The organism is Pseudomonas sp. WHRI 8519 (assembly GCF_040224055.2).
GTDB classification, from domain to species: domain Bacteria; phylum Pseudomonadota; class Gammaproteobacteria; order Pseudomonadales; family Pseudomonadaceae; genus Aquipseudomonas; species Aquipseudomonas putida_X.
The window spans coordinates 4,257,609-4,283,384 of record NZ_CP167996.1 but is presented as its reverse complement, the minus strand read 5'-3'; the positions used below and the strand labels follow the sequence as shown (position 1 = coordinate 4,283,384).

General features: G+C 64.8%; 12 protein-coding genes. 6 read left to right on the top strand and 6 right to left on the bottom strand.

Annotation, left to right across the window (positions count from 1 at the left end):
• Positions 1–237: 237 nt before the first annotated feature.
• The gene (locus tag ABRP30_RS19455; RefSeq protein WP_349976120.1) at positions 238–13,185 is read left to right on the top strand and encodes a non-ribosomal peptide synthetase; all 12,948 of its coding nucleotides are present in this window, start codon (positions 238–240) and stop codon (positions 13,183–13,185) included.
• Between the two features lie 113 nt (positions 13,186–13,298).
• On the opposite strand, the gene dsbG is transcribed toward ABRP30_RS19455, so the two are convergent.
• The 3 genes from dsbG to dsbD are packed head-to-tail and all read right to left on the bottom strand — an operon-like array spanning position 13,299 to position 16,607.
• Positions 13,299–14,057: a thiol:disulfide interchange protein DsbG gene (gene dsbG / locus ABRP30_RS19450; RefSeq protein WP_267817538.1), complete on the bottom strand. Its 759-nt coding sequence runs from the start codon at positions 14,055–14,057 to the stop codon at positions 13,299–13,301.
• A 1-nt stretch (position 14,058) separates the two neighbouring features.
• Positions 14,059–14,895, bottom strand: a complete 837-nt coding sequence (locus ABRP30_RS19445; RefSeq protein WP_349976119.1) for a prolipoprotein diacylglyceryl transferase family protein — start codon at positions 14,893–14,895, stop codon at positions 14,059–14,061.
• Complete coding sequence (dsbD, locus tag ABRP30_RS19440; RefSeq protein ID WP_349976118.1) at positions 14,895–16,607, bottom strand: protein-disulfide reductase DsbD; 1,713 nt, start codon at positions 16,605–16,607, stop codon at positions 14,895–14,897. The genes ABRP30_RS19445 and dsbD overlap by 1 nt, the downstream gene beginning before the upstream one ends.
• Positions 16,608–16,872: 265 nt before the next feature.
• Here dsbD and ABRP30_RS19435 point away from each other — a divergent pair, with 265 nt between their 5' ends.
• From ABRP30_RS19435 to ABRP30_RS19415, 5 genes are read left to right on the top strand one after another with little or no spacing between them, the layout of a single operon-like run.
• Entirely contained in the window at positions 16,873–19,704 is a 2,832-nt protein-coding gene (locus ABRP30_RS19435; RefSeq protein ID WP_349976117.1) for a xanthine dehydrogenase family protein molybdopterin-binding subunit, read from the top strand.
• Positions 19,697–20,233 carry a (2Fe-2S)-binding protein gene (locus tag ABRP30_RS19430; protein WP_241804480.1) on the top strand — a complete coding sequence of 179 codons (537 nt, stop codon included), beginning with the start codon at positions 19,697–19,699 and terminating at the stop codon, positions 20,231–20,233. The genes ABRP30_RS19435 and ABRP30_RS19430 overlap by 8 nt, the downstream gene beginning before the upstream one ends.
• 2 nt (positions 20,234–20,235) lie before the next feature.
• Positions 20,236–21,447 carry a cytochrome c gene (locus ABRP30_RS19425; RefSeq protein ID WP_372490344.1) on the top strand — a complete coding sequence of 404 codons (1,212 nt, stop codon included), beginning with the start codon at positions 20,236–20,238 and terminating at the stop codon, positions 21,445–21,447.
• A 3-nt stretch (positions 21,448–21,450) separates the two neighbouring features.
• A complete protein-coding gene (locus tag ABRP30_RS19420; RefSeq protein ID WP_349976116.1) occupies positions 21,451–22,422 on the top strand; it encodes an XdhC family protein in 972 nt (323 codons plus the stop codon).
• A complete protein-coding gene (locus ABRP30_RS19415; RefSeq protein ID WP_349976115.1) occupies positions 22,419–22,985 on the top strand; it encodes a nucleotidyltransferase family protein in 567 nt (188 codons plus the stop codon). The genes ABRP30_RS19420 and ABRP30_RS19415 overlap by 4 nt, the downstream gene beginning before the upstream one ends.
• Positions 22,986–22,999: 14 nt before the next feature.
• Here ABRP30_RS19415 and ABRP30_RS19410 read toward each other — a convergent pair whose 3' ends face one another.
• The 3 genes from ABRP30_RS19410 to ABRP30_RS19400 all read right to left on the bottom strand — a co-directional run bounded on the left by ABRP30_RS19410 (position 23,000) and on the right by ABRP30_RS19400 (position 25,693).
• Entirely contained in the window at positions 23,000–23,620 is a 621-nt protein-coding gene (locus tag ABRP30_RS19410; protein ID WP_349976114.1) for a GAD-like domain-containing protein, read from the bottom strand.
• A gap of 93 nt (positions 23,621–23,713) precedes the next feature.
• Positions 23,714–24,331, bottom strand: coding sequence for a GAD-like domain-containing protein (locus ABRP30_RS19405; RefSeq protein ID WP_349976113.1), 618 nt, complete (start codon positions 24,329–24,331; stop codon positions 23,714–23,716).
• An 18-nt stretch (positions 24,332–24,349) separates the two neighbouring features.
• The gene (locus ABRP30_RS19400; protein WP_267817523.1) at positions 24,350–25,693 is read right to left on the bottom strand and encodes a DUF6861 domain-containing protein; all 1,344 of its coding nucleotides are present in this window, start codon (positions 25,691–25,693) and stop codon (positions 24,350–24,352) included.
• Positions 25,694–25,776: the final 83 nt, after the last annotated feature.

Sequence of the window (25,776 nt, the reverse complement as noted above, 5' to 3'; positions counted from 1 at the left end):
AACTATGCAGAATGATAATGATTGTCAAATACGAAAGTTAATGAGTATCTATTAGTTTCAGTTCTAAGCCGGCGAGCGTGACGCGGTTCACTTTTCGCTGCGTACAAAGCCGCCTCATCCCGGTAATTTCTTCCCTCGCCCGTCCGTTCCCCTCTGTACATCCGGCCGCCGAACGCTGCCCGCCGACCTTGCGCGGGCAACCGGCCCGACTTACCCAGACACTGGCAGGAACACCCCATGACGGACGCCTTCGAACTCCCGCTCTCGCTGGTCCAGGCCCTGGCGCAACGCGCCGCACAGACCCCGGACCGCATCGCCTTGCGCTTCTTGGCCGATGCTCCAGGCGAGCAGGCCGTGCTCAGCTATCGCGACCTGGACCTGCGCGCGCGCACCATCGCCGCCGCCTTGCAGAGCCGCGCCGCGTTCGGTGACCGTGCCGTGTTGCTGTTCCCCAGCGGCCCCGATTACGTGGCGGCGTTCTTTGGCTGCCTGTATGCCGGCGTGATTGCCGTGCCGGCCTATCCGCCGGAGTCTTCGCGCCAGCATCACCAGGAGCGCCTGCTGTCGATCATCGACGATGCCGAGCCGCGCCTGCTGCTGACTGTGGCAGCGCTGCATGACGGTTTGCAGGGCCTGCCAGCCCTGGCCGCCGACAACGCCCCCGAACTGCTGGCGGTGGATGGCCTGGACCCGACGTTGGCGAGTGCCTGGCGCGAACCTGCGCTGGCTGGCGACGACATCGCCTTTCTCCAGTACACCTCCGGTTCCACCGCGCTGCCCAAGGGCGTGCAGGTCAGCCACGGCAACCTGGTGGCCAACGAGCAATTGATCCGCCACGGCTTCGGCATCGACCTCAACCCCGACGATGTGATCGTCAGCTGGCTGCCGCTGTACCACGACATGGGCCTGATCGGCGGGCTGCTGCAGCCGATTTTCAGCGGCGTGCCCTGCGTGCTGATGTCGCCAGGTTATTTCCTCGCACGGCCGCAACGTTGGTTGCAGGCGATCAGCGAATACGGCGGGACCATCAGCGGCGGGCCGGACTTTGCCTACCGCCTGTGCAGCGAACGGGTCAGTGAGGCGGCCCTGGCCGGCCTGGACCTGAGCCGCTGGCGTGTGGCCTATTCCGGCTCCGAGCCCATCCGCCAGGACAGCCTGGAGACCTTCGCCGAAAAATTCGCCCCCTGTGGTTTCACGCCCAGCAACTTCTTCGCCAGCTATGGCCTGGCCGAAGCCACCCTGTTCGTCAGCGGCAGCCGCCGTGACCAGGGCATCGGTGCGCTGGAGCTCGACGCCGAAGCGTTTGCCGCCAACCGCGCCGAACCCGGCAAGGGCAGCGTGCTGATGAGCTGCGGCTACCCGCAACCCGGCCATGCGGTGCGTATCGTCGAGCCGCAGCGCCTGCAAGTGCTGGAGGACAACCGGGTGGGCGAGATCTGGGCCGGTGGCCCAAGCATCGCCCTGGGCTACTGGCGCAATCCCGAGGCCAGCGCCCGCACCTTCGTCGCCATGGACGGCCAGACCTGGTTGCGTACTGGCGACCTGGGCTTCATGCGCGACGGCGAAGTGTTCGTCACTGGGCGCCTGAAGGACATGCTCATCGTGCGCGGCCAGAACCTGTACCCGCAGGACCTGGAAAAAACCCTGGAGCGCGAAGTCGAGCTGCTGCGCAAGGGCCGCGTCGCAGTGTTCGCCGTCGACGATCAGGGCGAGGAGGGCATCGGCGTGGCGGTGGAAGTCAGCCGCAACGTGCAGAAGGCGGTCAAGCCCGAGGCGCTGATCAAGACCTTGCGCCAGGTCATCGCCGATGCCTGCCGCCAGGCGCCGGCGGTGGTCCTGTTGCTCAACCCGGGCGCGCTGCCGAAGACCTCGAGCGGCAAGCTGCAACGTTCGGCGTGCCGCCTGCGCATGAATGACGGCAGCCTGGATTGCTACGCGCGTTTCCCGAGCGCTACCGAAGCGGCCGAGACCGCTGCAGCCGGTGATGGCCTGCAGGCCCGCATCGCCGGCGTCTGGCGCGAGATTCTCAACGCCGAAGCGGTCGCCGCCGACGACCATTTCCTGCTGCTGGGCGGTAACTCCATTGCCGCCACCCAGGTCACCGCGCGCCTGGCCGATGAGCTGGGTATCTCGCTGAACCTGCGCACCTTGTTCGAAGCGCCGACCCTGGCCGACTACAGCGCCGCTGTGGCGGCGATCATCGCCCAGGGCGGTGGTGGCGCGGCAGCTGTCGCGGCCCTCGACCGTGGCCAGGCGCTGGCGCAGTCGCTGGCGCAAAACCGCCTGTGGTTGCTGTGGCAACTGGAGCCGCACTCGGCGGCCTACAACATTCCCGCCGGCCTGCACCTGCGCGGCGAGCTGCACCAGGCCGCGCTGGAAGGCGCGTTCCAGGCGCTGGTGCAGCGCCACGAAGCACTGCGCACCGTGTTCAGCGAAGCAGATGGCCAGGCCCTGCAGCACATCCTGCCCGAGCAGCCTTTCAATCTGCAGCGCCTGGACCTGCAAGGGCTGACGGCCAGCGAAGTGGCCGAGCGCCGCGAAGCCGAAGCCCAGCAACCGTTCGATCTGACCCAAGGGCCACTGCTGCGTGTGACCCTGGCGCAGTTGGGCGATGAAGATCATCAACTGTGGGTGACCTTGCACCACATCGTCGCCGATGGCTGGTCGCTGAATATCCTGCTCGACGAGTTCGCCAAACTGTATGCGGCCCGCTGCCAGGGCCTGGAAGCCGCGCTGGCGCCGCTGCCGCTGGGTTACGCCGACTACGGCAGCTGGCAGCGCCAATGGCTGGCCGACGGCGAAAGCGCCCGTCAACTGGACTACTGGAAGGCACACCTGGGCGGTACGCTGCCGGTGCTCGACCTGCACCCCGACCGGCCGCGTTCCACCCAGCAGACTCGCCGCGCCGCACGCCTGAACCTCAAGGTACCGGCTGCGCTCAGCGACGCCCTCAAAGGCCTGGCCCGCGAACAGCAAGCCAGCCTGTTCATGGTCTTGCTGGCCGCCTGGCAAGGCCTGCTGCACCGCTACACCGGCCAGGCGGAAATCCGCGTCGGCGTGCCGAACGCCAACCGCCCTCGCCAGGAAACCCAGGGCATGGTCGGCTTCTTCATCAACACCCAGGTACTGCGTGCGCAACTCGATGGCCGCCTGCCATTCAGCGCACTGCTGGCCCAGGTGCGCCAGGCCACCCTCGATGCCCAGGCCCACCAGCACCTGCCGTTCGAGCAACTGCTCGAAGCGCTGCCCGAGGCCCGTGAACAAGGCCTGTTCCAGGTGATGTTCAACCACCAGCAGCGCGACCTCTCGGCCTTGCGCCGCCTGCCGGGCCTGCTGGCAGAAGAGTTGCCATGGCACAGCCGCGAAGCCAAGTTCGACCTGCAGCTGCACAGCGAGGAAGACCACCAGGGCCGCCTGAGCCTGGCCTTCGACTATGCCGCCGAACTGTTTGCCGAGGGCACTGTGAAGCGCCTGTCCCAGCACCTGCTGGCGCTGCTCGAACAGGTGTGCGCACAGCCGCAGCTGGCCGTGGGCGACGTCGACTTGCTGGACGAGCAAGGCCGTCAGCAACTGTTGGCCTGGGGCCAGGCCCCGGCGCCGGTACCGCAGCGTCTGGTGGTCGAACAGCTCAACGAACAAGCGCGCCTGACCCCCGAGCGCACTGCGCTGGCCTGGCAAGGCGGCAGCCTTGACTACGCCGAACTGCATCAGCAGGCCAACCGCCTGGCCCATTACCTGCGCGACAAGGGCGTTGGCCCTGACACCTGCGTGGCCATCGCCGTCGAGCGCTCGCCGCAACTGCTGGTTGGCCTGCTGGCCATCCTCAAGGCCGGTGGCGCCTATGTGCCGCTGGACGTCGACTACCCGGCCGAGCGCCTGGCTTACATGTTGCGCGATTGCCAGGCCAGCCTGTTGTTGAGCAACAGCGCCATGCTCGCCAGCTTGCCGCAGGTCGACGGCGTCAGCGCCATCGCCCTCGACCAGCTGCACCTGGACAGCTGGCCCAGCCAAGCGCCGGGCCTGCACCTGCACGGCGACAACCTCGCCTACGTGATTTACACCTCCGGCTCCACTGGCCAACCCAAAGGCGTGGGCAATACCCACGCGGCCCTGGCCGAGCGCCTGCAGTGGATGCAGGCCACCTACGCGCTGGATGACAGCGACGTGCTGATGCAGAAGGCGCCGATCAGCTTCGATGTGTCGGTGTGGGAATGCTTCTGGCCGCTGATCACCGGCTGCAAACTGGTGCTCGCAGGCCCCGGTGAACACCGCGACCCGCAACGTATCGCCGCACTGGTGCAGGCGCATCAGGTCACCACGCTGCACTTTGTGCCGCCGCTGTTGCAGGTGTTCGTGCAAGAGCCGCTGGCCGCAGGCTGCACCAGCCTGCGCCGGTTGTACTCTGGTGGCGAAGCGCTGCCGGCCAACCTGCGGGACCGCGTGCTGCAACTGCTGCCGCAGGTGCAGCTGCACAACCGCTACGGCCCGACCGAAACCGCCATCAACGTCACCCACTGGCACTGCCAGGCCGAGGACGGCCAGCGTTCGCCCATCGGTCGCCCGCTGGGCAACGTGATCTGCCGCGTGCTGGATGCCGACCTGCAGTTGGCTGCGCCAGGCGTACCGGGTGAGTTGTACCTCGGTGGCGCGGGCCTGGCCCGCGGCTACCTGGGCCGCCCAGGCCTGACCGCCGAGCGCTTCGTGCCCCAGGCCGATGGCAACGGCGAGCGCCTGTACCGCAGTGGCGACCGTGCCCGCTGGCAGGCACAAGCCCTGGAGTACCTCGGCCGTCTGGATCAGCAAGTGAAGGTGCGGGGCTTTCGCGTCGAACCGGAAGAAGTTCAGGCCTGCCTGCTCAGCCAGCCGGGTGTCGAACAGGCGCTGGTGCTGATTCACCAGGACGCTGTTGGGGCGCAACTGGTCGGCTACTACAGCGGCTCGGCCCAGGCTGAAACGCTGCTGGCCAACCTGGCCGAGCGCCTGCCGGCCTACATGGTGCCGGCGCAGTTGATCGCGCTTGAACACATGCCGCTGGGCCCCAGCGGCAAAGTCGACCGCAAGGCCCTGCCGGCACCGGCCTGGCAGCAGCGTGAACATGTCGAACCGCAAACGGCGCTCGAACAGGAGGTCGCGGCGATCTGGCGTGAAGTGCTCAACCTGCCGCGCATCGGCCTGCATGACGACTTCTTCGCCCTCGGTGGCCACTCGTTGCTGGCCACCCAGATCGTCTCGCGCACCCGCCAGGCGTGCGACGTCGAGCTGCCGCTGAAAGTGTTGTTCGAGGCCAGCGAACTGGGCACCTTCTGCGCCGAGATCGCCCGTATCCGCGATGCCGGTGAACGCAACCTGCAAGGCGAGATCACCCGCGTCGACCGCCGCCAGGCCGTGCCGCTGTCGTACTCGCAACAGCGCATGTGGTTCCTCTGGCAAATGGAGCCGGACAGCCCGGCCTACAACGTCGGCGGCATGGCGCGCCTGCGCGGCACGCTGCATGTGGATGCCTTCGAGCGTGCGCTGCAGGCGTTGATCGTGCGCCACGAAACCCTACGCACCACGTTCCCCGCCATCGACGGTGTGCCATACCAGTGCGTGGCCGCTGACAGCGCCGTGCACCTGGACTGGCAGGATTTCAGCAGTTTGCCAGCAGCCCTGCGCGAGCAGCGCCTGGAGCAATTGGCCGAGGCCCAGGCGCACCAGCCGTTCGACCTGGAGCGTGGCCCACTGCTGCGCGCCTGCCTGGTCAAGGCCGCGGAGCGCGAGCACTATTTCGTGCTCACCCTGCACCACATCGTCACCGAAGGTTGGGCCATGGACATCTTCGCCCGCGAACTGGGCGAGCTGTACGAAGCGTTCGTCGATGAGCGCGAGTCGCCGCTGACGCCGTTGCCAGTGCAGTACCTGGACTACAGCGTGTGGCAGCGGCAGTGGCTGGAAAGCGGCGAAGGGGCGCGTCAACTGGCCTACTGGAAAGCGCGCCTGGGCGATGAGCACCCGGTGCTGGCCCTGCCGGCAGACCGGCCACGCCCGGCTGTGCAAAGCCACCGTGGCGAGCTGTACCGCTTCGATCTGGACCCGGCCCTGGTGGCCCGCGTGCATGCCTTCAACAGCCAGCGCGGCTTGACCCTGTTCATGACCATGACCGCCACCCTGGCCGCCTTGCTGCACCGCTACAGCGGCCAGCGTGACCTGCGCATCGGCGCGCCCGTGGCCAACCGCATCCGCCCCGAAAGCGAAGGGCTGATCGGCGCCTTCCTCAACACCCAAGTGCTGCGCTGCGAGGTGGACGGGCAGATGAGCATAGCTGCCTTGCTCGACCAGGTGCGCCAGGCCGCCATCGAAGGCCAGTCGCACCAGGACCTGCCATTCGACCAGTTGGTCGAAGCCCTGCAGCCACCGCGCAGCAGTGCCTACAACCCGCTGTTCCAGGTGATGTGCAACGTGCAGCGCTGGGCCTTCCAGCAAAGCCGCGAGCTGGCCGGCATGCAGGTGGATTATCTGGTCAACGACGCCAGCGCCACCAAGTTCGACCTGTATCTGGAAGTCACCGACCTCGACGGCCACCTGGGTTGCTGCCTGACCTACAGCCGCGACCTGTTCGACGAGCCGCGCATCGCGCGCATGGCCGAGCACTGGCAGCAACTGCTGACTGGCCTGCTCGACGACCCCGAGCAGCGCCTTTGCGAACTGCCAATGCTGGCCGACGCCGAGCGGCAGGTGATGATCGGTCAGCTGCAAGGTGAACATCACTATGCCCTCGACCAGACCCTGCACGGCGTGTTCGCCGCCCAGGCCGCGCGCACCCCGCAGGCCGGCGCGCTGACCTTTGCCGGCCAGCACCTGAGCTATGCCGAACTCGACCAGCAGGCCAACCGCCTGGCCCGTGCCCTGCGCGAGCGCGGTGTCGGCCCGCAGGTGCGCGTGGGCCTGGCCCTGGAGCGTTCGCTGGAAATGGTCGTTGGCCTGTTGGCCATCCTCAAGGCCGGCGGCGCCTATGTGCCGCTCGATCCGGAATACCCGCTCGACCGCCTGCGCTACATGATCGAGGACAGCCGCATCGGCCTGCTGCTGAGCCAGCGCGCGTTGCTCCAAAGCCTGGGCGAGTTGCCAGGCGGGGTGGCCAGCTGGAGCCTGGAGGACGATGCCGCAAGCCTGTGCGCCCACAGCGATGCGCCGCTGGACAACCTCAACCTGCCGCAACACCCGGCCTACCTGATCTACACCTCCGGCTCCACCGGCAAGCCCAAGGGCGTGGTGGTCAGCCACGGTGAAATCGCCATGCATTGCCAGGCGGTGATCAGCGCGTTCGGCATGCGCAGCGACGACTGCGAGCTGCACTTCTACTCGATCAACTTCGACGCGGCCAGCGAACGCCTTTTGGTGCCATTGCTGTGCGGCGCGCGGGTGGTGCTGCGTGCCCAGGGCCAATGGGGCGCCGAAGAGATCTGCCAGCTGGTGCGTGAGCAGCAGGTCAGTGTCCTTGGCTTCACCCCAAGCTACGGCAGCCAGTTGGCCCAATATCTCGCCTCGCAGGGCGAGCCACTGCCGGTGCGCCTGGTGATCACCGGCGGCGAAGCGCTGACTGGCGAGCACCTGGCGCGCATCCGCCAGGCCTTCGCCCCGCAGCAGTTCATCAACGCCTACGGCCCGACCGAAACCGTGGTCATGCCGCTGGCCTGCGTGGCGCCCGACACACTGCCCGCCGACGCTGGCAGCGTACCCATCGGCCGGGTGATCGGCGCCCGCAGCGCCTACATCCTCGACGAGGACCTGGCACTGCTGCCACAGGGCGGCATCGGTGAGCTGTACGTCGGTGGTGCCGGCCTGGCCCAGGGTTACCACGATCGTCCGGGCCTCAGTGCCGAGCGCTTCGTCGCCGACCCGTTCAGCCCTGACGGTGGGCGCCTGTACCGCACGGGTGACCTGGTTCGCCTGCGCGCCGACGGTCTGGTGGAGTACATCGGCCGTGCCGACCAGCAGGTGAAAATTCGCGGCTTCCGCATCGAGCTCGGCGAAATCGAAAGCCGCTTGCAGGCGCATGCCGATGTCGACGAGGCCGTGGTCCTCGCGCTCGACCTGCCCGGTGGCAAGCAACTGGTGGGCTACCTGGTGTGCAAGCAGGCCAGTGCCGACAGCGAGGCCCAGGCCCAGCTGCGCGAAGCGGTCAAGGCCGACGCCCGCCAGCATCTGCCGGATTACATGGTACCGGCGCACCTGGTGCTGCTCGCCAGCCTGCCGTTGATGGGCAACGGCAAGCTCGACCGCCGCGCCCTGCCGATGCCCGACCTGGAGCAGGCGCGCCAGCACTATCAGGCGCCGGCCAACGAGCTGGAGGAACAACTGGCGCAGATCTGGTGCGAAGTGCTCAACGTCTCCCGCGTGGGTGTACAGGACAACTTCTTCGAACTCGGCGGCGACTCGATTCTGTCCATTCAAGTGGTCAGCCGGGCGCGTCAGCTGGGCCTGCAGTTCACTCCCCGCGACCTGTTCCAGCACCAGACCATCCAGACCCTGGCCGCCGTGGTTGGCCGCAGCGAGATAGCGAACATCATCGAACAGGGCCAACGCCAGGGTCACAGCGGCCTGACGCCGATCCAGCAGTGGTTCTTCGACAGTGAGGTGGCCCAACCGCACCACTGGAACCAGGCGGTGTTGCTCCAGGCGCGGGTGCCGTTGGACAGCGCCCTGCTGGAGCGGGCCCTGGCTGCATTGCTGGCGCACCACGACAGCCTGCGCCTGCGCTTCACCCAGGCCGATGGCCGCTGGCAGGGCGAATACGCCGTATCGCCTGGCGAGCAGTTGCTATGGACTGCCACGGTGGCCGATTTCAACGACTGCCAGGCGCTTTACACCGACGTACAACGCAGCCTGGACCTGGAACACGGGCCATTGCTGCGGGCCTTGCTGGTCAGTGACGGGCAGGGCGCCCAGCGACTGTTGCTGGCGGTCCATCACCTGGTGGTCGATGGGGTGTCGTGGCGCGTGCTGCTCGAAGACCTGCAGGCGCTGTACCGTGGTCAGGCGCTGGCGGCCAAGACCCACGCCATGGCCGACTGGGCCGCGCGCCTGGCAAGCTACGCCGGCAGCGATTCGCTGCGCGACGAGCTCGGCTGGTGGCAGGACCAACTGGGGCATGTGCGCCATGAGCTGCCATGTGATCACCCGCAGGGCGGCAACCTGCACCGGCATGCCGATACCCTGGCCATCGCCCTGGATGTGGAGCAGACCCGTCAGTTGTTGCAGCAGGCCCCCGCGGCGTACCACACCCAGGTCAACGACCTGCTGCTGACTGCCCTGGCGCGCACCCTGTGCCACTGGACCGGTGACGACGAGGTGCTGGTGCAGCTCGAAGGCCATGGCCGTGACGGGCTATTCGAAGACATGGACCTGACCCGCAGCGTGGGCTGGTTCACCAGTGCCTACCCGCTGCGCCTGAACCCTCAGGCGGGTGACGACGACCGCGCACGCGCCACCTCGATCAAACGCATCAAGGAACAGCTGCGCGAGGTGCCGCACAAAGGCCAGGGCTTCGGCGTGCTGCGTTACCTGGCTGATGACGCCGGGCGCGAACGCATGGCCGCGCTGCCGCAAGCTCGCATCACCTTCAACTACCTCGGCCAGTTCGACCAGCAGTTCGACAGTGCGGCGCTGTTCCAGCCACTGGATGCCCCTGCCGGCCTGGCCCACGACCTCGACGCGCCGCTGCCGAACTGGCTGAGCGTCGACGGCCAGGTCTATGGCGGTGCCTTGCAGTTGCGCTGGACTTATAGTCGCGAGCGTTTCGACCAGCAGACCATTGCGCGTCTGGCCGATGCCTATCGCCACGAACTGCTGGCACTGGTTGGCCACTGCCTGGCCGAGGGTACGGGCAGCTTCACGCCCTCGGACTTCCCGCTGGCGCACCTGACCCAGGAACAGATCGACGCGCTGCCGGTTCCGGCTGGCGAAATCGAAGACGTCTACCCGCTGACCCCAATGCAGGAGGGCCTGCTGCTGCATACCCTGCTGGAGCCGGGTACCGGCATCTACTACATGCAGGACCGTTATCGCATCAATAGCGCCCTCGACCCGCAGCGTTTCGCCCAGGCCTGGCAGGCGGTGGTGGCGCGCCACGAGGCACTGCGAGCATCGTTCAGCTGGAATGCCGGCGAAGCGATGCTGCAGATCATTCACAAGCCGGGTGACACGCCTGTCGACTATCAGGACTGGCGCGGCCTCGACGAGGCGGCCCAGGAACAGCGGCTGCAAGCACTGCACAAGCAGGAACGCGAGGCTGGCTTCGAGCTGCTGCGCCAGGCGCCGTTCCACCTGCGCCTGGTGCGGGTGGACGATGAGCGTTACTGGTTCATGATGAGCAACCACCACATCCTCATCGATGCCTGGTGCCGCTCGCTGTTGATGAACGATTTCTTCGAGCTTTACCAGGCCCTTGGCGAAGGCCGCCAGGCCCAGCTGCCGGTGCCGCCACGCTACCGCGACTACATCGGCTGGCTGCAACGCCAGGACCTGGACGAAGCACGAGGCTGGTGGCAGGCCAACCTGGCCGGCTTCGAGCGCGCCACGGCGATCCCAAGCGACCGCCCGCTGCGTAATGACCATGCCGGTGACGGCATGGTGGTCGGTGACTGCTACACCCGCCTGGCGGTGAGTGACGGCGTGCGCCTGCGCGAACTGGCCCAGGCTCACCAACTGACCATCAACACCTTCGCCCAGGCGGCCTGGGCCCTGGTGCTTGCCCGCTACAGCGGCGAGCGCGACGTCGCCTTTGGCGTGACCGTGGCCGGTCGGCCGGTGAGCATGCCGCAGATGCAACGCACCGTTGGCCTGTTCATCAACAGTATCGCCCTGCGTGTGCAATTGCCCGAACCGGGCCAGCGTTGCAGCGTGCGCCAGTGGCTGCAAGGCCTGCTGGAGCGCAACATGGAGCTGCGCGAATACGAATACCTGCCTTTGGTGACGATTCAGGAATGCAGCGAACTGCCCAAAGGTCAGCCCCTGTTCAACAGCCTGTTCGTGTTCGAGAACGCCCCGGTGGAAACCGCGGTGCTCGACCACGCCCAGCACCTCAACGCCAGCTCCGACTCGGGCCGTACTCACACCAACTTCCCGTTGACGGCGGTGTGCTACCCGGGCGATGACCTTGGCCTGCACCTGTCGTTCGACCAGCGCTACTTCGAGCATTCGACCGTCGAGCGTCTGCTGGCCGAGTTCAAGCGCCTGTTGCTGGCGTTGGTGCAAGGTTTCGAGGGCGAGGTCAGCGAACTGCCGTTGCTGGGTGAAGAAGAACAGCGCTTCCTGCTCGATGACTGCAACCGTACCGAACATGCCTACGCCCTGGAGCAGAGCTACGTCGCGCAGTTCGAGGCACAGGTCGCCGCGCACCCCGAGCGCACGGTGGCCCGCTGCCTCGAGGCGAGCTACGACTACGCCGGCCTGAACCTGGCAGCCAACCGCCTGGGCCATGCGCTGGTCGCTGCGGGCGTAGGCATTGATCAGCCGATCGCACTGCTTGCCGAGCGGGGCCTGCCACTGCTGGGCATGATCATCGGCAGCCTCAAGGCCGGTGCCGGTTACCTGCCGCTGGACCCCGGCCTGCCGTCGGCGCGCCTGCAGCGCATCGTCGAGCTCAGCCGCACGCCGGTGCTGGTGTGCAGCGCGGCCTGTGCCGAGCAGGCGCGCCTGTTGCTGGACGAACTGGCGGGTGGGGCACGGCCACGCCTGCTGGTGTGGGAAGAGGTACAGGCGAGCAGCGTCGCCAGCCATGATCCAGGGATTCACAGCGGGCCGGACAACCTGGCCTATGTGATCTACACCTCAGGCTCCACAGGCCTGCCCAAAGGCGTGATGGTCGAGCAGCGCGGCATGCTCAACAACCAGCTGAGCAAGGTCCCTTACCTGGCGCTGAACGAGCATGACGTGATTGCCCAGACCGCCTCGCAAAGCTTCGATATCTCGGTCTGGCAATTCCTTGCCGCGCCATTGTTCGGTGCCAGGGTCGAGATCGTGCCAAACGCCATCGCCCACGACCCACAAGGCCTGCTGGCCCATGTGCAGGCCACCGGCATCACCGTGCTGGAAAGCGTACCCTCGCTGATCCAGGGCATGCTGGCCAACGATCACCAGGCGCTGGACGGCCTGCGCTGGATGTTGCCGACCGGCGAAGCCATGCCGCCTGAGCTGGCCGCGCAATGGCTGCAGCGCTATCCGCGCATCGGCCTGGTCAATGCCTATGGCCCGGCCGAGTGCTCCGATGACGTGGCGTTCTTCCGCGTCGACCTGGCCTCGACGCGCGGCAGCTACCTGCCGATCGGTACGCCAACCGACAACAACCGCCTGTACCTGTACGGCGAGGACCAAACCCTGGTGCCGTTGGGCGCGGTGGGCGAGCTGTGCGTTGCCGGTACCGGCGTGGGCCGTGGCTATGTCGGCGACCCGGTGCGCACCGCGCTGGCCTTCATCCCGCACCCGCACGGTGCGCCGGGCGAGCGCCTGTACCGCACGGGTGACCTGGCGCGGCAGCGCCCCGATGGCGTGCTCGAATATGTCGGACGCATCGACCACCAGGTGAAGATCCGCGGTTACCGGATCGAACTGGGTGAAATCGAAGCCCGCCTGCACGAGCAGGCCGAAATCCGCGACGCCGCCGTGGGTGTGCAGGACGGTGTCAACGGCAAGCACCTGGTCGGATACCTGGTGGCGCACCAGGGCGTCAGCGCCGATGCCACGCTGCTGGAGCAGGTCAAGCAACGCCTGCGTGCCGACTTGCCGGAATACATGGTGCCGCTGCACTGGGGCTGGTTCGATAGCCTGCCGCACAACGCCAACGGCAAGCTCGACCGCAAGGCGTTGCCGGCCATCGACATCGGCGGCCAGCATGGCCAGGCCTACGTGGCGCCACGCGACGAACTGGAAGAGGTGCTCGCCGGTATCTGGGCCGACGTGCTCAAGGCCGAGCGGGTAGGGATGCACGACAACTTCTTCGAACTGGGCGGGCATTCGCTTCTGGCTACGCAGATTGCCTCGCGGGTGCAGAAGCAGCTGCGGCTGAACGTGCCGCTGCGGGCGATGTTCGAGTGCAGTACGGTCGAGGAGCTGGCTGAATACGTACGTGGGCTGCAGGGCAGTGCGCTGGACGAAGGCAAGGTGGATAGGTTAAGTGATCTGATGGCGGAGCTGGAGGGGTTGTGACCGGTACGGATTGACCCGTAGCGGCCTCTTTGCGGGTAGATCCCCTGCTTTGTGCCCCACCTCTGAACTCGAGCGCCGCGTGTGCGGCGCTCGAAAACACTGGATGGGCGAGGTTAGCGCTTGCCGAGAATTTTCCCCAATGCCTCCGGCCGTGGTGCCCCTTGCTGGCTCTGCAGGTTGCCCTGCTCATCCTGATAGAAGATCGCCGGCGTGGCCTGCAAGCCCATTTCTTCCATCAAGGCCAGGTTCGCCGCCAGTTTCTGCTGCACCGCCTCTGGCACCTTGTCCAGCGCTTTCAGGGTACTGGCCTTGCCTGCTTTCTCATGCTGCTCCAGCGCTTTGGCCGGGTCTTTGGCGGCCAGCAGTGCCGCCGACTTGCCCGGGCTGTCCTCGCGGATGATGCCGACCATGATATGGCGCAGCTGCACCTTGCCCGACTCTACCCATGGCCGCGCCTGCTGCCAGAACATGTTGCAGTACGGGCAGTTCGGGTCGCTGAACAGATAGACCTTGCGCGGTGCATCGGCCTTACCGTCAGCGATCCAGCTGGTTTTTTCCAGTTTCGCCCAGATGGCCTTGGACATAGGCCCGTACACCAGCTTTTCAAGGGGTTCGGCACTGAGGTCCTGGCCCTGTTCGTCAAACAGGCTGCCGACCAGCACATGCTTGCCATCGGGCGTGAGGTACAGGGCGATGCCGTTGTTCTGGTACTCGGCGGCGTAACCGCGCAGGCCATTGGGTGCATCGAAGCTGCCTTTGATCACGGCACCCTTGGCTTGCAGTTGCTCGATTGCCTTGGGCAGCGTTTCGGCCTGCGCCAGCGGGGCGGCCAGCAGGGCCAGGGACAGGGGCAGCAGTGCAGTCATTCGCATGTCATTTTCCTTGTGCGGCAGGGGCGGGCGCGGCGGCCCGTTCGAAAGGTTCCAGGGCACGGTGCAGGCTGGCCCGGGACAGCTCGCCCAGGTGGCTGCCGATCAGCCGCCCGTTGGCGTCGTAGAACAGGGTGGTGGGCAGGGCCATCGAACCGACTCGCTGGGCCAGAATACCGGTGCCGTCGAACAGCACATGGGTCAGGCTCAGGCCAGTGGTGGCGAGGAAGGTGCTGACGTTTTCCGGCGTCTCGCCTTGGTTGACGAACAGGAACGTCACATGAGGGTACTCACCCTGGGCGTGTTGCAGCACCGGCATTTCCCGGCGGCACGGTGGGCACCAGGTCGCCCAGATGTTGATCACCAGCGGCTTGCCGCGATAGCTGTGCAGCGCGACCGATTGCCCGCCGGCATTGCGCAGGCTCAGCTCTGGCAGCTCGGTGCCCTTGCTGTACAGATGGCTGCCAAGGCTGGCCAGGCCCCAGAACAGCGCGCCACTGAACAGCGCCCAGCCCAACGGGCGACGCAGCCCGGGGTGGCGCCAGCCTTGCCAGAGGCTGGCGAGCACGACGCCGGTCAGCCCCGACCAGAGCAGGAATCCGCCGTCGCGGATGTCGATCACCTGCACCAGGTCATCGCGGTACATCGGCCAGTAGGCCAGCACGAAGCCCAGGCGAGCGCACAGCAGGCCGATCAAGAACAGGTTGAACAGCGCCGACTCCGGGCTTTCGCCGCCACGCCGGGCCACCCACCAGCCGACCACGCTGGCGATGCCCAGGGCGGCGAGCATCAACAGATGATTGAGGGCCATGGTCAGGGGCCCCAGGGTTACCGTCAGCATCAGCCTTGGCTCCTGGTCTGGGCCCAATGTTGCAGGAAGGCGGCCGCATCCACTTCGCCGGTGATGCGCCGCGCGCGGCGTTCTTCGCCTTCCGGGCCGAGCCAGAGGATGCTGGGCGGGCCGGGTACCTGGTAGCGCTGCAGCAGGGCACGGCTGGCGGGGGCATCGGCGGTCACGTCCAGGCGCAGCAGGCGCACGCCGGCCAGGCTGGCTTGCACGTCGTCACGGGAAAACACCTTTTTTTCCATGACTTTGCACGATACGCACCAGTCGGCGTAGTAATCGACCATCACCCATTGGCCACGGGCTTTGGCCGCATCGAGCTCGCGTTGCAGGTCCTCCGGGCGGCTGACGGTGACGAACGCATCTTCGCCGTGCTCAGTGGCCGAAGGTGCGGGCCCGCCGGCAAACGGGCGCAACGGCTGCCAGAGGTCATCGCCCCCGGCGGCAGCGCCTATCAGCAGCAGGCCGCCCCACAAGGCGCCCAGCAGCGGTACGGCGCGCAAGGCAGGCAGACGCTGCAGGGCCGGCCAGGCCGCCCAGCCCAGTGCAATCAGCCAGGCGCCGCTCAAGGCCAGCAGCAGCGGTGCGGCGAGCAGGCTGCGGACGGTGTACAGGGCCATGGCCAGGAACACGAAGCCGAACACTCCCTTGACCCGCTCCATCCAGGCGCCCGGGCGGGGCAGGTAACGGTTGCCCAAGGTGACCAGCAACAGCAAGGGCACACCCATGCCCAGGCCAAGGCTGAACAGCACCAGCGCGCCTTGCAGCACATCGCCACTCTGCGCGATGTAAAGCAGGGCGCCGGCCAGCGGCGCGGTCATGCACGGCCCGAGCAGCAGGCCCGACAGGGCCCCCAGAAGCGCCGCACCGTAGAGGTTGCCGCCACGGGTGCTTTGCCCGGCACGGTCCAGGCGATCACGCAGGGCGGCTGGCAATTGCAATTCGAAAGCGCCGAACATCGGCAGGGCAAGTATCACGAACAGCGCCGCCAGGCTGCCCAACAGCCAAGGCTGCTGCAACCAGGCTTGCAGGCTGGCGCCAAGCAGCGCTGCAACCACGCCGAGCCCTGCATAGACCAGCGCCATGCTCAGCACGTAGACCCCGGCCAGCACCCAGCCACGGCGTGCGCTGGCGCCGTTGCCCATGACCAGGCCGGCCAGGATCGGCAGCATCGGCAGCGAGCAAGGGGTGAAAGCCAGCAGCAGGCCAAGGCCGAAGAACGCCAGCAGGCTCCAGAGAAGGCTGGCGCTCTGCAGGCCGCTGGCCAGGGCTTGGTCGCTGGCCTGGTCGGTGGCAGGCGCGGCGCTGCCGCCCAGGTCGATGACAGTGGTTTGTGGCGGGTAGCACAGGCCGGCGTCGGCGCAGCCTTGCCAGCCCAGGCGCAATTGGCCTTCGGCGTTGGCGGGGAGCAGCAGTTCGAGTTGCTCGCGGTACACCGCGCTGTCGCCGAAGAATTCATCGTGATGGTTGAGGGCTGGCGGCAGTTGCGGGTGCTGCTCGACGGGCAGGCCATCGAATTTCAGGCGCTTCTGGTAGAGGTAGTAGCCCTGTTTGATCTGGAAATGAAGGCGCATCTGGCCGTCGGCCTGGCGGTCGTGGGTCAGGACGAACGCCTGGTTCACCGGCAGGAAATCGGGTTTTACCGCGAACGGGTTGGCCTGCAGCGGGCCGGCCACAAGGAATGTGAGGAAGAGCAGGAGGACGCGCATGTCTTCGCCTTGGCAGATTTGAACGGGGCCATGCTGGCCTGAGCCGATTAACCCAAAGTTAACCTGTGGCCGTGTTCGGGCGCGAGCAGTGCGGACATACCGCGACATACTGTCTGCTTGACTTTGCCAAAACCTATTGGAGTGCTGTAAAGTTGACGTGAAAGTCAGTTTTTGTGGGCGTCCTGCGTAGGCGGTCACATCCTTCCGCGTTTCCAGCACAAGAATCAAAAGATGGGCAGGCAGCGGCCTGCCCAGAGGATCAAGCATGTCCAACCGTGATATTTCCCGGCGCTCCTTCCTGCAAGGTGGCCTGATCGCCGGTGTCGGCGTGAGCATGGCGCCGCTCGGCAGCCAGGCCTTCGCCGCGCTGATGGAGGACCGTGTCACCACGTCGCCGCAGAAGTGGATGAACCACGACGGCAAGGCGCGTTTCCGTAACGACGCGTTGTCCAAGGTCTGTGGCAACAAAGTCTTTGCCCGCGACATCCGCGCCAAGGACATGCCCGGCTGGCCCGAGCAGCAAGGGCATGCCATGTTGCTCAAGACCACCAAGGCCGACCGCATCTACGCCGGTTTCGACCTCGGCCTGCTCGGCGCCGAGCTGCAGCCGGACCGCATCGTCACCGCCGCCGACCTGGAAAAGGACGGTATCGCCTGGCCCGAAGCCCATTCGCCTGACCCGCTGCTGCCACCTGGCAAGGTGCCGATGTTCATTGGCCACCCGGTGGCGATCCTGATCTGGAACGACTTCGAGCGCTTCCGCCAGGCCAAGCGCAAGCTGCAGTTCAACGACAAGGCGATCCGCTACGGCGCCCAGGCCCCGTTGTACCAGCGTGACCCTTACGGCAGCTTCCGTTTCGTGCGCGTCGGCGGCGCCACGCCGTTCGACGAGGACGAGTTCTCCAGCCTGAAGAACAGCATGCTGTTTCCGACCATCCTCAACCGCAAACCGGTGTGGTCCAAGCAGCCCAACCAGCACGGTGACCTCACCGAGCAGGGCCTGTTCTACGCCCAGCGGATCGGTGAGCAACTGGACAACCCGCCGGCGGACTGGCTGGTGTTCGATGAGCGCTACAAGACGCCTTCCATCGAGCCGGCGGCGCTCGAGCCCGACAACGGCAATGGCTGGTACGACGCCGGCACCGGTACGCTGCACTTCGTGGTCGCCACCCAATGCCCGTTCGAAGTGGCGCAGGACTGCGTGCACATGATCAAGCCTTCGCGCTTCGCCCTCAACCACCTCAACATGCACCCGGGTTACACCGTGGGCTATGGCTCCAAAGACAACAACATCTTCGTCTTCTACGCCGCAGTTGCCGCGCTGTATGGTGCCGGTGTGCCGATCCGCCTGGCCAACGACCGCTATGAGCAGTTCCAGAGCGGCATCAAGCGCCATGCCTTCGACATCCGCTATCAACTGGCCGTGGACAAGAAGGACAACAGCTTCAAGATCTTCCGCGCCGACATGAGCTGTGATGGCGGTGGCCGCATCAACTACAGCCCGTCGGTGGCTGCGGTTGGCGCCACGGCGGCGCAGTCGATCTACTACATGCCGCAGAACGACCTGTCCGTCACGGCCTACCACTCGCGTGGCGTCGAGGCCGGCTCCATGCGCGGCTACGGCACCTTGCAGACCATGGCCGCCACCGAAATGATGGTCGACGAAGTGGCGGGGCGCCTGGGCGTCGATGCCATCAACCTGCGCCGCGCCAACGCGCTCAAATCGGGTATGAAGAACACCCAGGGCGCGGTCCCGGCAGGTGCCCTGCGCCTACACGAGATCCTCGACAAGGCCGCCGCCCACGACTGGTGGCGCAACCGTGACGCACGCAAGCGCGAGATGGACGCCAAAGACAAGGACCACTGGTACGGCGTCGGTTTCGCCATCTGCCAAAAGGACTTCGGCACCGGTTCCGAAGCACCGATGGCCAGCGTCGAGTTCACCGCCGATGGCCGCATCAGCCTGCGCCACATCGGTACCGAGCTGGGCACCGGCATGTCCACTTCCCAGGCCCTGGTGGTCAGCGACTTCCTCGGCCGTTCGGCCGACGAGGTGAAGACCGCAGTGACCGAGTGGCCTGAACTGCAACTGGCCACCAGCGGCAACCCGTACCTGATCAGCCAGGCCGAGCAGGACGCGGCGCTGCGCAACCCGCGCTGGGTCGGCAAGCTGGCATCGCCGTCGTCAGCGACCAACTCGGCGTTCTATTTCAGCCACGCCACCCGCGAAGCGGCGCGCGTGCTATTCAACCATGGCCTTTGGCCGGCGGCCGTGGCCCTGTGGCGTCAAGGCCCGTTCGGTGGGCAGGCCAACCCCTTGGTGGTGCGCCGCGAGAACGCGGTGTGGGTCAACGGTGAACTGACCGGCAATGGCCTGGCGCCGATCCCGTTCGCCGAGCTTGCGAAGAAAGCCCACGAAATGGGCCTGGTCACCGGCGTCAGCGTGCACGGTTTCAACCGTTGGAGCTGGGCAGAGGCCGACTTCGTCATCGACGGCGTGCGCGAGCGTTTCCCGCTCGATGCGGTGGCCGTGAAATACGGCGACGGTGCGCCGAACGCCAAGAAAGCGCAGATGAGCAGCAACGGCTACCACTTGCTCGACCGGCAGAACGCCGCCTACCCGGCCACCCAGTTGAACAACGCCATGGTCACCTACTACAGCCCGGTGGCCACCATCGTCGAAATCAAAGTGAACAAGGGCACCCATGAGGTGCAGGTCCTCAACCATCACAGCTGGGTCGAGTGCGGCCGTGTGCTGGTGCCGGAGCTGGTCAAGGGCCAGCTCGAAGGCGGCATCGCCATGGGCATTGGCCATGCGCTGACCGAAGAGATGCCGTTGCATGAGGGTGGCCCGGGGGAGGGCGACTGGAACTTCAACCGCTATCGCCTGCCGCATGCCAAGGACGTGGCGGTCTGGAAGCAGACGTCCGAGATTCTCCCGCCCTTGTCGCCCACCGACCCGTCCAAGGGCATTGCCGAGGTGGTGATGATCCCGGTGGTCGGCGCCATCGGCAACGCCGTGGCCCATGCCATCGGCAAGCGTGTGCGTGACCTTCCGATTACTCCAGCCCGCATCAAGGAGGCCCTCAATGGCTAACCGTCCGCTTCAACTGACCCTCAACGGTCAACCTGTCGGTCCGGTCGAGGTCCCCGACGACCTGGCGATGATCGACTACCTGCACGAACACCAGAACCTCACCGGCTCGCGCCTGGGCTGCGGCCAGGGTATCTGCCATGCCTGCGTCGTGATCGTCGACAACCCGGATGGCACCAGTGAAGAAGTGCGTACCTGCATCACCGGTGCCCATTACTTCACCGGCAAGAAGGTCCGTACCATCGAAAGCCATGCCAAGCAGGACGAGGCCGGCAACTTCACGCTCAACCCCATCCAGCAGAAGTTCGTCGACCTGTTCGCGTTCCAGTGCAGCTACTGCGCACCGGGCTTCGTCAACGCGGCCACCGTGCTGGTGGAAAATGCCCAGCGTCAGCCGGTGAAGAAGAGCGAGCTGGAGGACCGTATCGAAGAGAGCCTGGGGCACCACATCTGCCGTTGCACGGGCTACGTGCGTTACTACGACGCCACCCGTACGGTCCTCAACGACCTCGGCCTGGTCAAGGAGGGTTGAGCATGGCGTTCGTACGTTCCAGCCTGGCGCTGGCGCTTGGCCTCGCCGTATCGATGGCGGCCCAGGCCGATGACCCGGCACAGATCAAGCGCGGCGAATACCTCGCCCGTGCCGCCGACTGCATGGCCTGCCATACTGCCGAAGGCGGCGCGCCCTATGCTGGCGGCCTGCCGATTCACTCACCGTTCGGCACCATCTATGGCACCAACATCACCCCGGACAAAGCGTACGGCATCGGCAATTACACCGCCGACGAATTCTTTGCGGCCGTCACCGAGGGCAAGCGCAAGGACGGCGCCAACCTGTACCCGGCCATGCCCTACACCTCGTACCACCTGATCTCCCGGGAAGACTCCGATGCGATCCTGGCGTACCTGATGACCGTGCCGCCGATCAACCGCCCGGCACCGCAGACCAAGCTCAGCTTCCCGTTCAACGTGCGCATGGGCCTGTCGGGTTGGAACATGCTGTACGGCAAGAGCGTGCAGCTACAGCCCACCGAAGGTAAAAGCCCGGCATGGCAGCGCGGGCAGTACATGGTCGAAGTCATGGGCCACTGCGGCGAGTGCCATACCCCGCGTAACCCGATTGGTGCGCTGCAGCAGGACCAGCGCCTGACCGGCGGGCTGCTCAATGGCTACCTGGCACCGAGCCTGCTGGCCAAGGACCTTGCCGACCGTGGCTGGACCCAGCCCGACCTCACCACCTTCCTCAAGCACGGTATCAGCGCCCAGGGCAGCATGTTCAACGAGATGTACCCGGTGGTGCACCACAGCACCCAGCACCTCAAGGACGCCGACCTGGCTGCCATGGCCACCTATTTGTTGGGTGAACAGCCGCCGCCTGCCAAGGTCATACAGGAAGTCCCCCTGGACCAGCTCAGCGACAGCGCCAAGCGCGGCCGCCAGCAATACCTCAATGTCTGCGCCGGTTGCCACGGTGTCGACGGCGAAGGCAAGCCGCATATCGCGGTGGCAATGCAGGGCAACACGGTGCTGCGTCAGGGGGATTCACGCAACCTGGTCAAGGCCATCCTCGACGGTATCCGTGAGCAGCAATTCACAGGTTTCGAGCGCATGCAGCCGATGCCGGGCTTTGCCGACACGCTCAGTGATGAGCAGGTCACGGATATGATCAATTACCTGCGTCAGGCCTGGGGCGGATTGCCTGGTGATTTGAGCGTACAACAGCTTGCTGAGCTGAAGGCGGAGTAATACGTGCAACATCTTGATCTGCAGGTTGTACACCAGGCGATGCAGTGGTCGGGTAACGGCCAGCGGGTCTGGTTGTGCACGGTGCTGGCCACTTACGGTTCGGCGCCGCGCGCGCCGGGCTCGCTGCTGGCGGTGAATGAGGCAGGGCAGTGGGTGGGCTCGCTGTCGGGCGGCTGCGTCGAGGAGGACTTCCTCGAGCGCGTGGCCTTGGGCGAGTTCCCCGAGCCGGTCGCGATCGTGCGCTATGGCGATGGCAGCGACCGGCGTTCGAGCATTCGCCTGCCGTGTGGCGGGGTGCTGGAGGTGCTGGTGGAAAACCTGCCGGCCGATTGCGACGTGCAGGCGCATCTGCGCGCCTTGGCAAGTGCGCTGCAGGGCCAGCGGCGGCTTCTGCGCGAGGTGAGCCTGCCCGAGGGCTCCCGCCGGCTCAGCGACGACACGTGCCAGGGCCCAAGGGTCGAACGTGCCGCCACCCGTGTGCGCCTGCGTGTGGGCGCCGCTCAGCGGCTGCTGTTGGCGGGGTATTCCAGCGTTGCGCAGTATTGCGCCGAGTTCGGCAAGGGGCTGGGGTTTGAAGTCATCCTCTGCGAGCCGCGCAGCGAGGTGCTTGAAGGCGTGGTGCTGCACGGCATCGAAGTGCGCCGCGAGTTGCCGTCGGAATTCATCGCCAATGGTGGTTGCCATGCCGACACGGCAGTGGTTGCATTGACCCATGATCCCAAAATCGATGACTTGGCCATGCTTGAAGCAGTACGTACCGAGGCGTTTTACATTGGCGTCATGGGTTCCAAGGCCACCTCCGACAAGCGTCGCGAACGCCTGCAGCGCATCGGTGGCCTGGGCAGTGGCGAGTTGGCGCGCATCCACGCACCGATCGGCCTCAACCTGGGCAGCAAGACCCCCGCAGAGATCGCCCTGGCAGTGCTGGCCGATATCCTGCGCATGCGTAACGGCATCCAGCGGGCGGCGCTGTGAGCATCGTCGCGCTGGTGCTGGCGGCGGGCAGCAGCGTGCGTTTCGGTGGCGACAAGCGCCGGGCCACGTTGGCCGATGGGCGCAGCTTGCTGGTGCATAGCGTCGAGCGTGCCTGTTCGGTATTCAGCGATGTCCGCGTGGTACTGCGTGAGGGGGAGCGCGGCGCGGATCTGGGTTTACCGGGCCAATGCCGGGTCATTGCCAGCCCGGATGCCGGGTTGGGGATGGGGCATAGCCTGGCGGCCGGGGCTGCCTCGTTGATCGACAGTGAGGCACAGGCGGTGGCGGTGCTGTTGGGCGATATGCCCTGGATCGCTCAGGCAACGTTGGGCCAGCTTGCCGCGGTTGCCGATTTGTCCAGGATCGTCTTGCCAGAACATGACGGACAACAGGGGCACCCGGTGTTGTTCGGGCGCGATTTCTGGCCGGCGCTTTCACGCCTGACGGGTGATGATGGCGCGCGCTCGGTGGTGAAGGCGCACCCGGGGAGTTGTATCAGGCTTGCAGTGCAGGATGCCGGAGTGTTGCAGGACGTGGACCGGCCCGAAGCCGTCAACCGCTGAGCACGTCGTTCTGCCTATTCATTTTCTTCTTCCTCTTCGTCGAGGTCATACGGCTGAAGGTCAGCCAGTTGCGCGAGCAGAATCAAATGCACTTCGGCATCCAGTCGCTGAAGGCGCTCCGGCTCGGCAGAGCCTCCCAGCATCAGGGCAGGTACGAAACCGTACATCTCGCCGGCCTCCAGATCGCCCAATGCTTTTCTGGCCTCGTCGAAAAGCCCCAGGCCGATGTTTTCGGTCATGGCCCGCATGAGCAAGCTTTGGATTTTGTTGTCCCGTTCTTCGCTGTTGGCGCTTGGCACACTCAGGAAGTACCGGGAATGGTAGGCCGCAATGGTCAGCAGCGAGCCGGTGTTTTCACCCCACAGGTACAACTCGCCGAAAGCGCTGTGGGCAATGAGGTGGTATGTGTCGTGGGTGGTGCCACCCAGCCAGGCATCGACTACGGATTCGTATTCACGTGGGTTTACCAGCCAGAAAAGGCCGCTGCCGTAGCCGCACCAACCGTGTTCTTTCCAGTAGTCGAGGAGTTGGTTGGGGAGTTTGTCTTTGTAATGATCGAGGGCTGAAGGCGGTACGGGTTGTTGGCCTATACGGTCTCCGAAGGCTTCGAGGAAGATGGAGAAAACTACGTTCATTGGTAAATTCCTTTTTAGGGTTTTGTGTGTGAAGTTCTACTGTTTGTTATGTGATAATTGTCAAGCGTTTGGCGGAGGCTCTTTTGTGTGCCATTAGAAATCGGAGAATGGATAGGGTTCAAGGGGTGAAAGCTGAGAGAGTAGTGTCAAGTGCTCCACTGCCTTGACTTTTTGAATATTTTCAAGCCGGAGTGTTCCGCCGAACGCAAGTGCGGGGATAAAACCATAAATTTCGTCAGGTTCAAGTCTGCCTAATTTGTTTTTTGCTGGCTCGAAAAAATTCCCGAAATCGTTGGATTCACGATCCATTAATAGAAAAAATCCCTGTACCTGTTTGTCCGAGTCATTTGTTGCGGATGCTTGAATTCGGCCGCAGTAATTTGATGTGTACGGTACGATATCTAACGAAAAGCCGGATCTTTCGCCATATAGGTAGAGGTCGCCAAAAGCGCCTCGCGCGATGATGTGATAGTTATCTCGGCCTTGGAGTGGTGTACCTTCTATGAGTGAGGCAACTACACCTTCGTAGTCCTGAGGATTAACTGTCCAAAATATCCCGTCCCCATACCCGCACCAGCCGTGCTCGATCCAGTAGTCCAATAATTTTTCTGGGAATACACTTCGGTAGCGTGCTATGGTTGATGGAGGAACTTCCTGTCTGAATATAGGTTCGCCCATTTCCTCTATGAAGAGCGAGAAGATTTCGTCCATATTCATGATCCTTGTTTGTTAGCACTTATGCAGTTTGATGTTTAGGAAGCTAGAGGCGCCTCCCGCCTTGGACTGTTGCTTTACAGATTGCACGAGTACTCCAATTTTGCTTTTCCACTGAGGGCCTATGCTCGAATTGACTTGCCTGTCGCCAAAATCACTAATGAGGTCTTTGCCGCCGGCGATCAAGTCTGGATTATGCAATGCTGCAAGTGAAGACATTGTTTCTTTGGCCTGTTTTGTTGACAGTTTTTTTGCTTCGATAGGATTCATCTGCTCAGCCAAATCTCGATAAGCCCTCTTTCTCAGATCATCATACAATTTCTTTCTTGCTTTTCTGGCTATGTTTGGGTCCCGCTTTGCAGGGTTAGCAATATTTTCCAAGAATTCCTCAACTGTGAGGCGATTTAGCCCATCCTGCTGTCCCTTCAGTTGCCGTTCAAACTCAATGTGCTTAGAGGCTGGCAATTTATCCGCCTTGAAGCAAGCCACAGTATGCAACGGCATGCTTTTGGGCTTGCCCTGGGAAGACTCCTTGTCCTTCCCCGCAGGGCGATTCGCCTGCGCAGGCTGCGGATGATCCAGCGCCCCCTTACGCCGCTCCGGCACCTGCAAATCCGGCCGGTTCTTCAGCCCTTCTTCATGCTTTAGCATCCATTGCCCAAGCCGCGCCCCCTTGCTGCTGGCCGCCATCTCCTGCGCCAGCACCCGGGCATCGCCCCGACCGCGTGTGAGGTACGAAACCATTGCCCCCAATAGCAGAACCACCACTTCCACATGGCCCAAGGCAATGTGATGGGCCGCCCTGGAAATTGCATGCGGATCATCCCGCCCGAAAGGGTTAAGGCTTTCGTCCCGTGTGCCCTCCCAGGCGATGCGGATGCCATCGATGTAGTACTCGCCGATCCGGGGCAAACCATCGATAAAGAACTCGGCAATGGAGGCAAGTCCCAGTGCGCCCAGGATCCAGCCACTGACCTTGAGGCCCACTGTCGCGCCAGTGCCGGCCAAGGGGATGGCCCCTGCACCGGCGCCGAATGCCCCGATCCCGGCGCCAATCGCGCCGCCGGTTAACGTGCTGCCGACAACGATCATCGCCATCTGCCTGACGACGATCAGCAGTTCGTCAATGATGACGGCGATGTTCAGGTCGGCGAAGCGCTGGCGCAGCATGTGCGCGGCCTGCCATTCGGCCTGGTTGAAGGCAGACTGCACCGCCCTGAGTCGGCGTAGGTTGAGTGACAGTGAAGCCACTGGCTGGTTATGGTGGGTGCGGAAATGGGCGCCTCCCTGATAGCCCACTTTATCGATGACCCGTGACTCGATCTCGTGCCATGACGGCACCAGGTGGCTCAGAAACATGTGTGTCTCCCTGACAGCGCTGTGCAGGGGAAATCACATCATGGTTTGGAAGTAATCATTTCCGTGGTTCTTGTAGGAAAAGT

Excerpts from the sequence above, each read along its gene's own strand:
- ABRP30_RS19445 (WP_349976119.1), bottom strand. The coding sequence starts at position 14,895 with ATGCTGACGGTAACCCTGGGGCCCCTGACCATGGCCCTCAATCATCTG.
- dsbD (WP_349976118.1), bottom strand. The coding sequence starts at position 16,607 with ATGCGCGTCCTCCTGCTCTTCCTCACATTCCTTGTGGCCGGCCCGCTG.
- dsbG (WP_267817538.1), bottom strand. The coding sequence starts at position 14,057 with ATGCGAATGACTGCACTGCTGCCCCTGTCCCTGGCCCTGCTGGCCGCC.
- ABRP30_RS19405 (WP_349976113.1), bottom strand. The coding sequence starts at position 24,331 with ATGGACGAAATCTTCTCGCTCTTCATAGAGGAAATGGGCGAACCTATA.
- ABRP30_RS19435 (WP_349976117.1), top strand. The coding sequence starts at position 16,873 with ATGTCCAACCGTGATATTTCCCGGCGCTCCTTCCTGCAAGGTGGCCTG.
- ABRP30_RS19410 (WP_349976114.1), bottom strand. The coding sequence starts at position 23,620 with ATGAACGTAGTTTTCTCCATCTTCCTCGAAGCCTTCGGAGACCGTATA.
- ABRP30_RS19455 (WP_349976120.1), top strand. The coding sequence starts at position 238 with ATGACGGACGCCTTCGAACTCCCGCTCTCGCTGGTCCAGGCCCTGGCG.
- ABRP30_RS19430 (WP_241804480.1), top strand. The coding sequence starts at position 19,697 with ATGGCTAACCGTCCGCTTCAACTGACCCTCAACGGTCAACCTGTCGGT.
- ABRP30_RS19400 (WP_267817523.1), bottom strand. The coding sequence starts at position 25,693 with ATGTTTCTGAGCCACCTGGTGCCGTCATGGCACGAGATCGAGTCACGG.
- ABRP30_RS19425 (WP_372490344.1), top strand. The coding sequence starts at position 20,236 with ATGGCGTTCGTACGTTCCAGCCTGGCGCTGGCGCTTGGCCTCGCCGTA.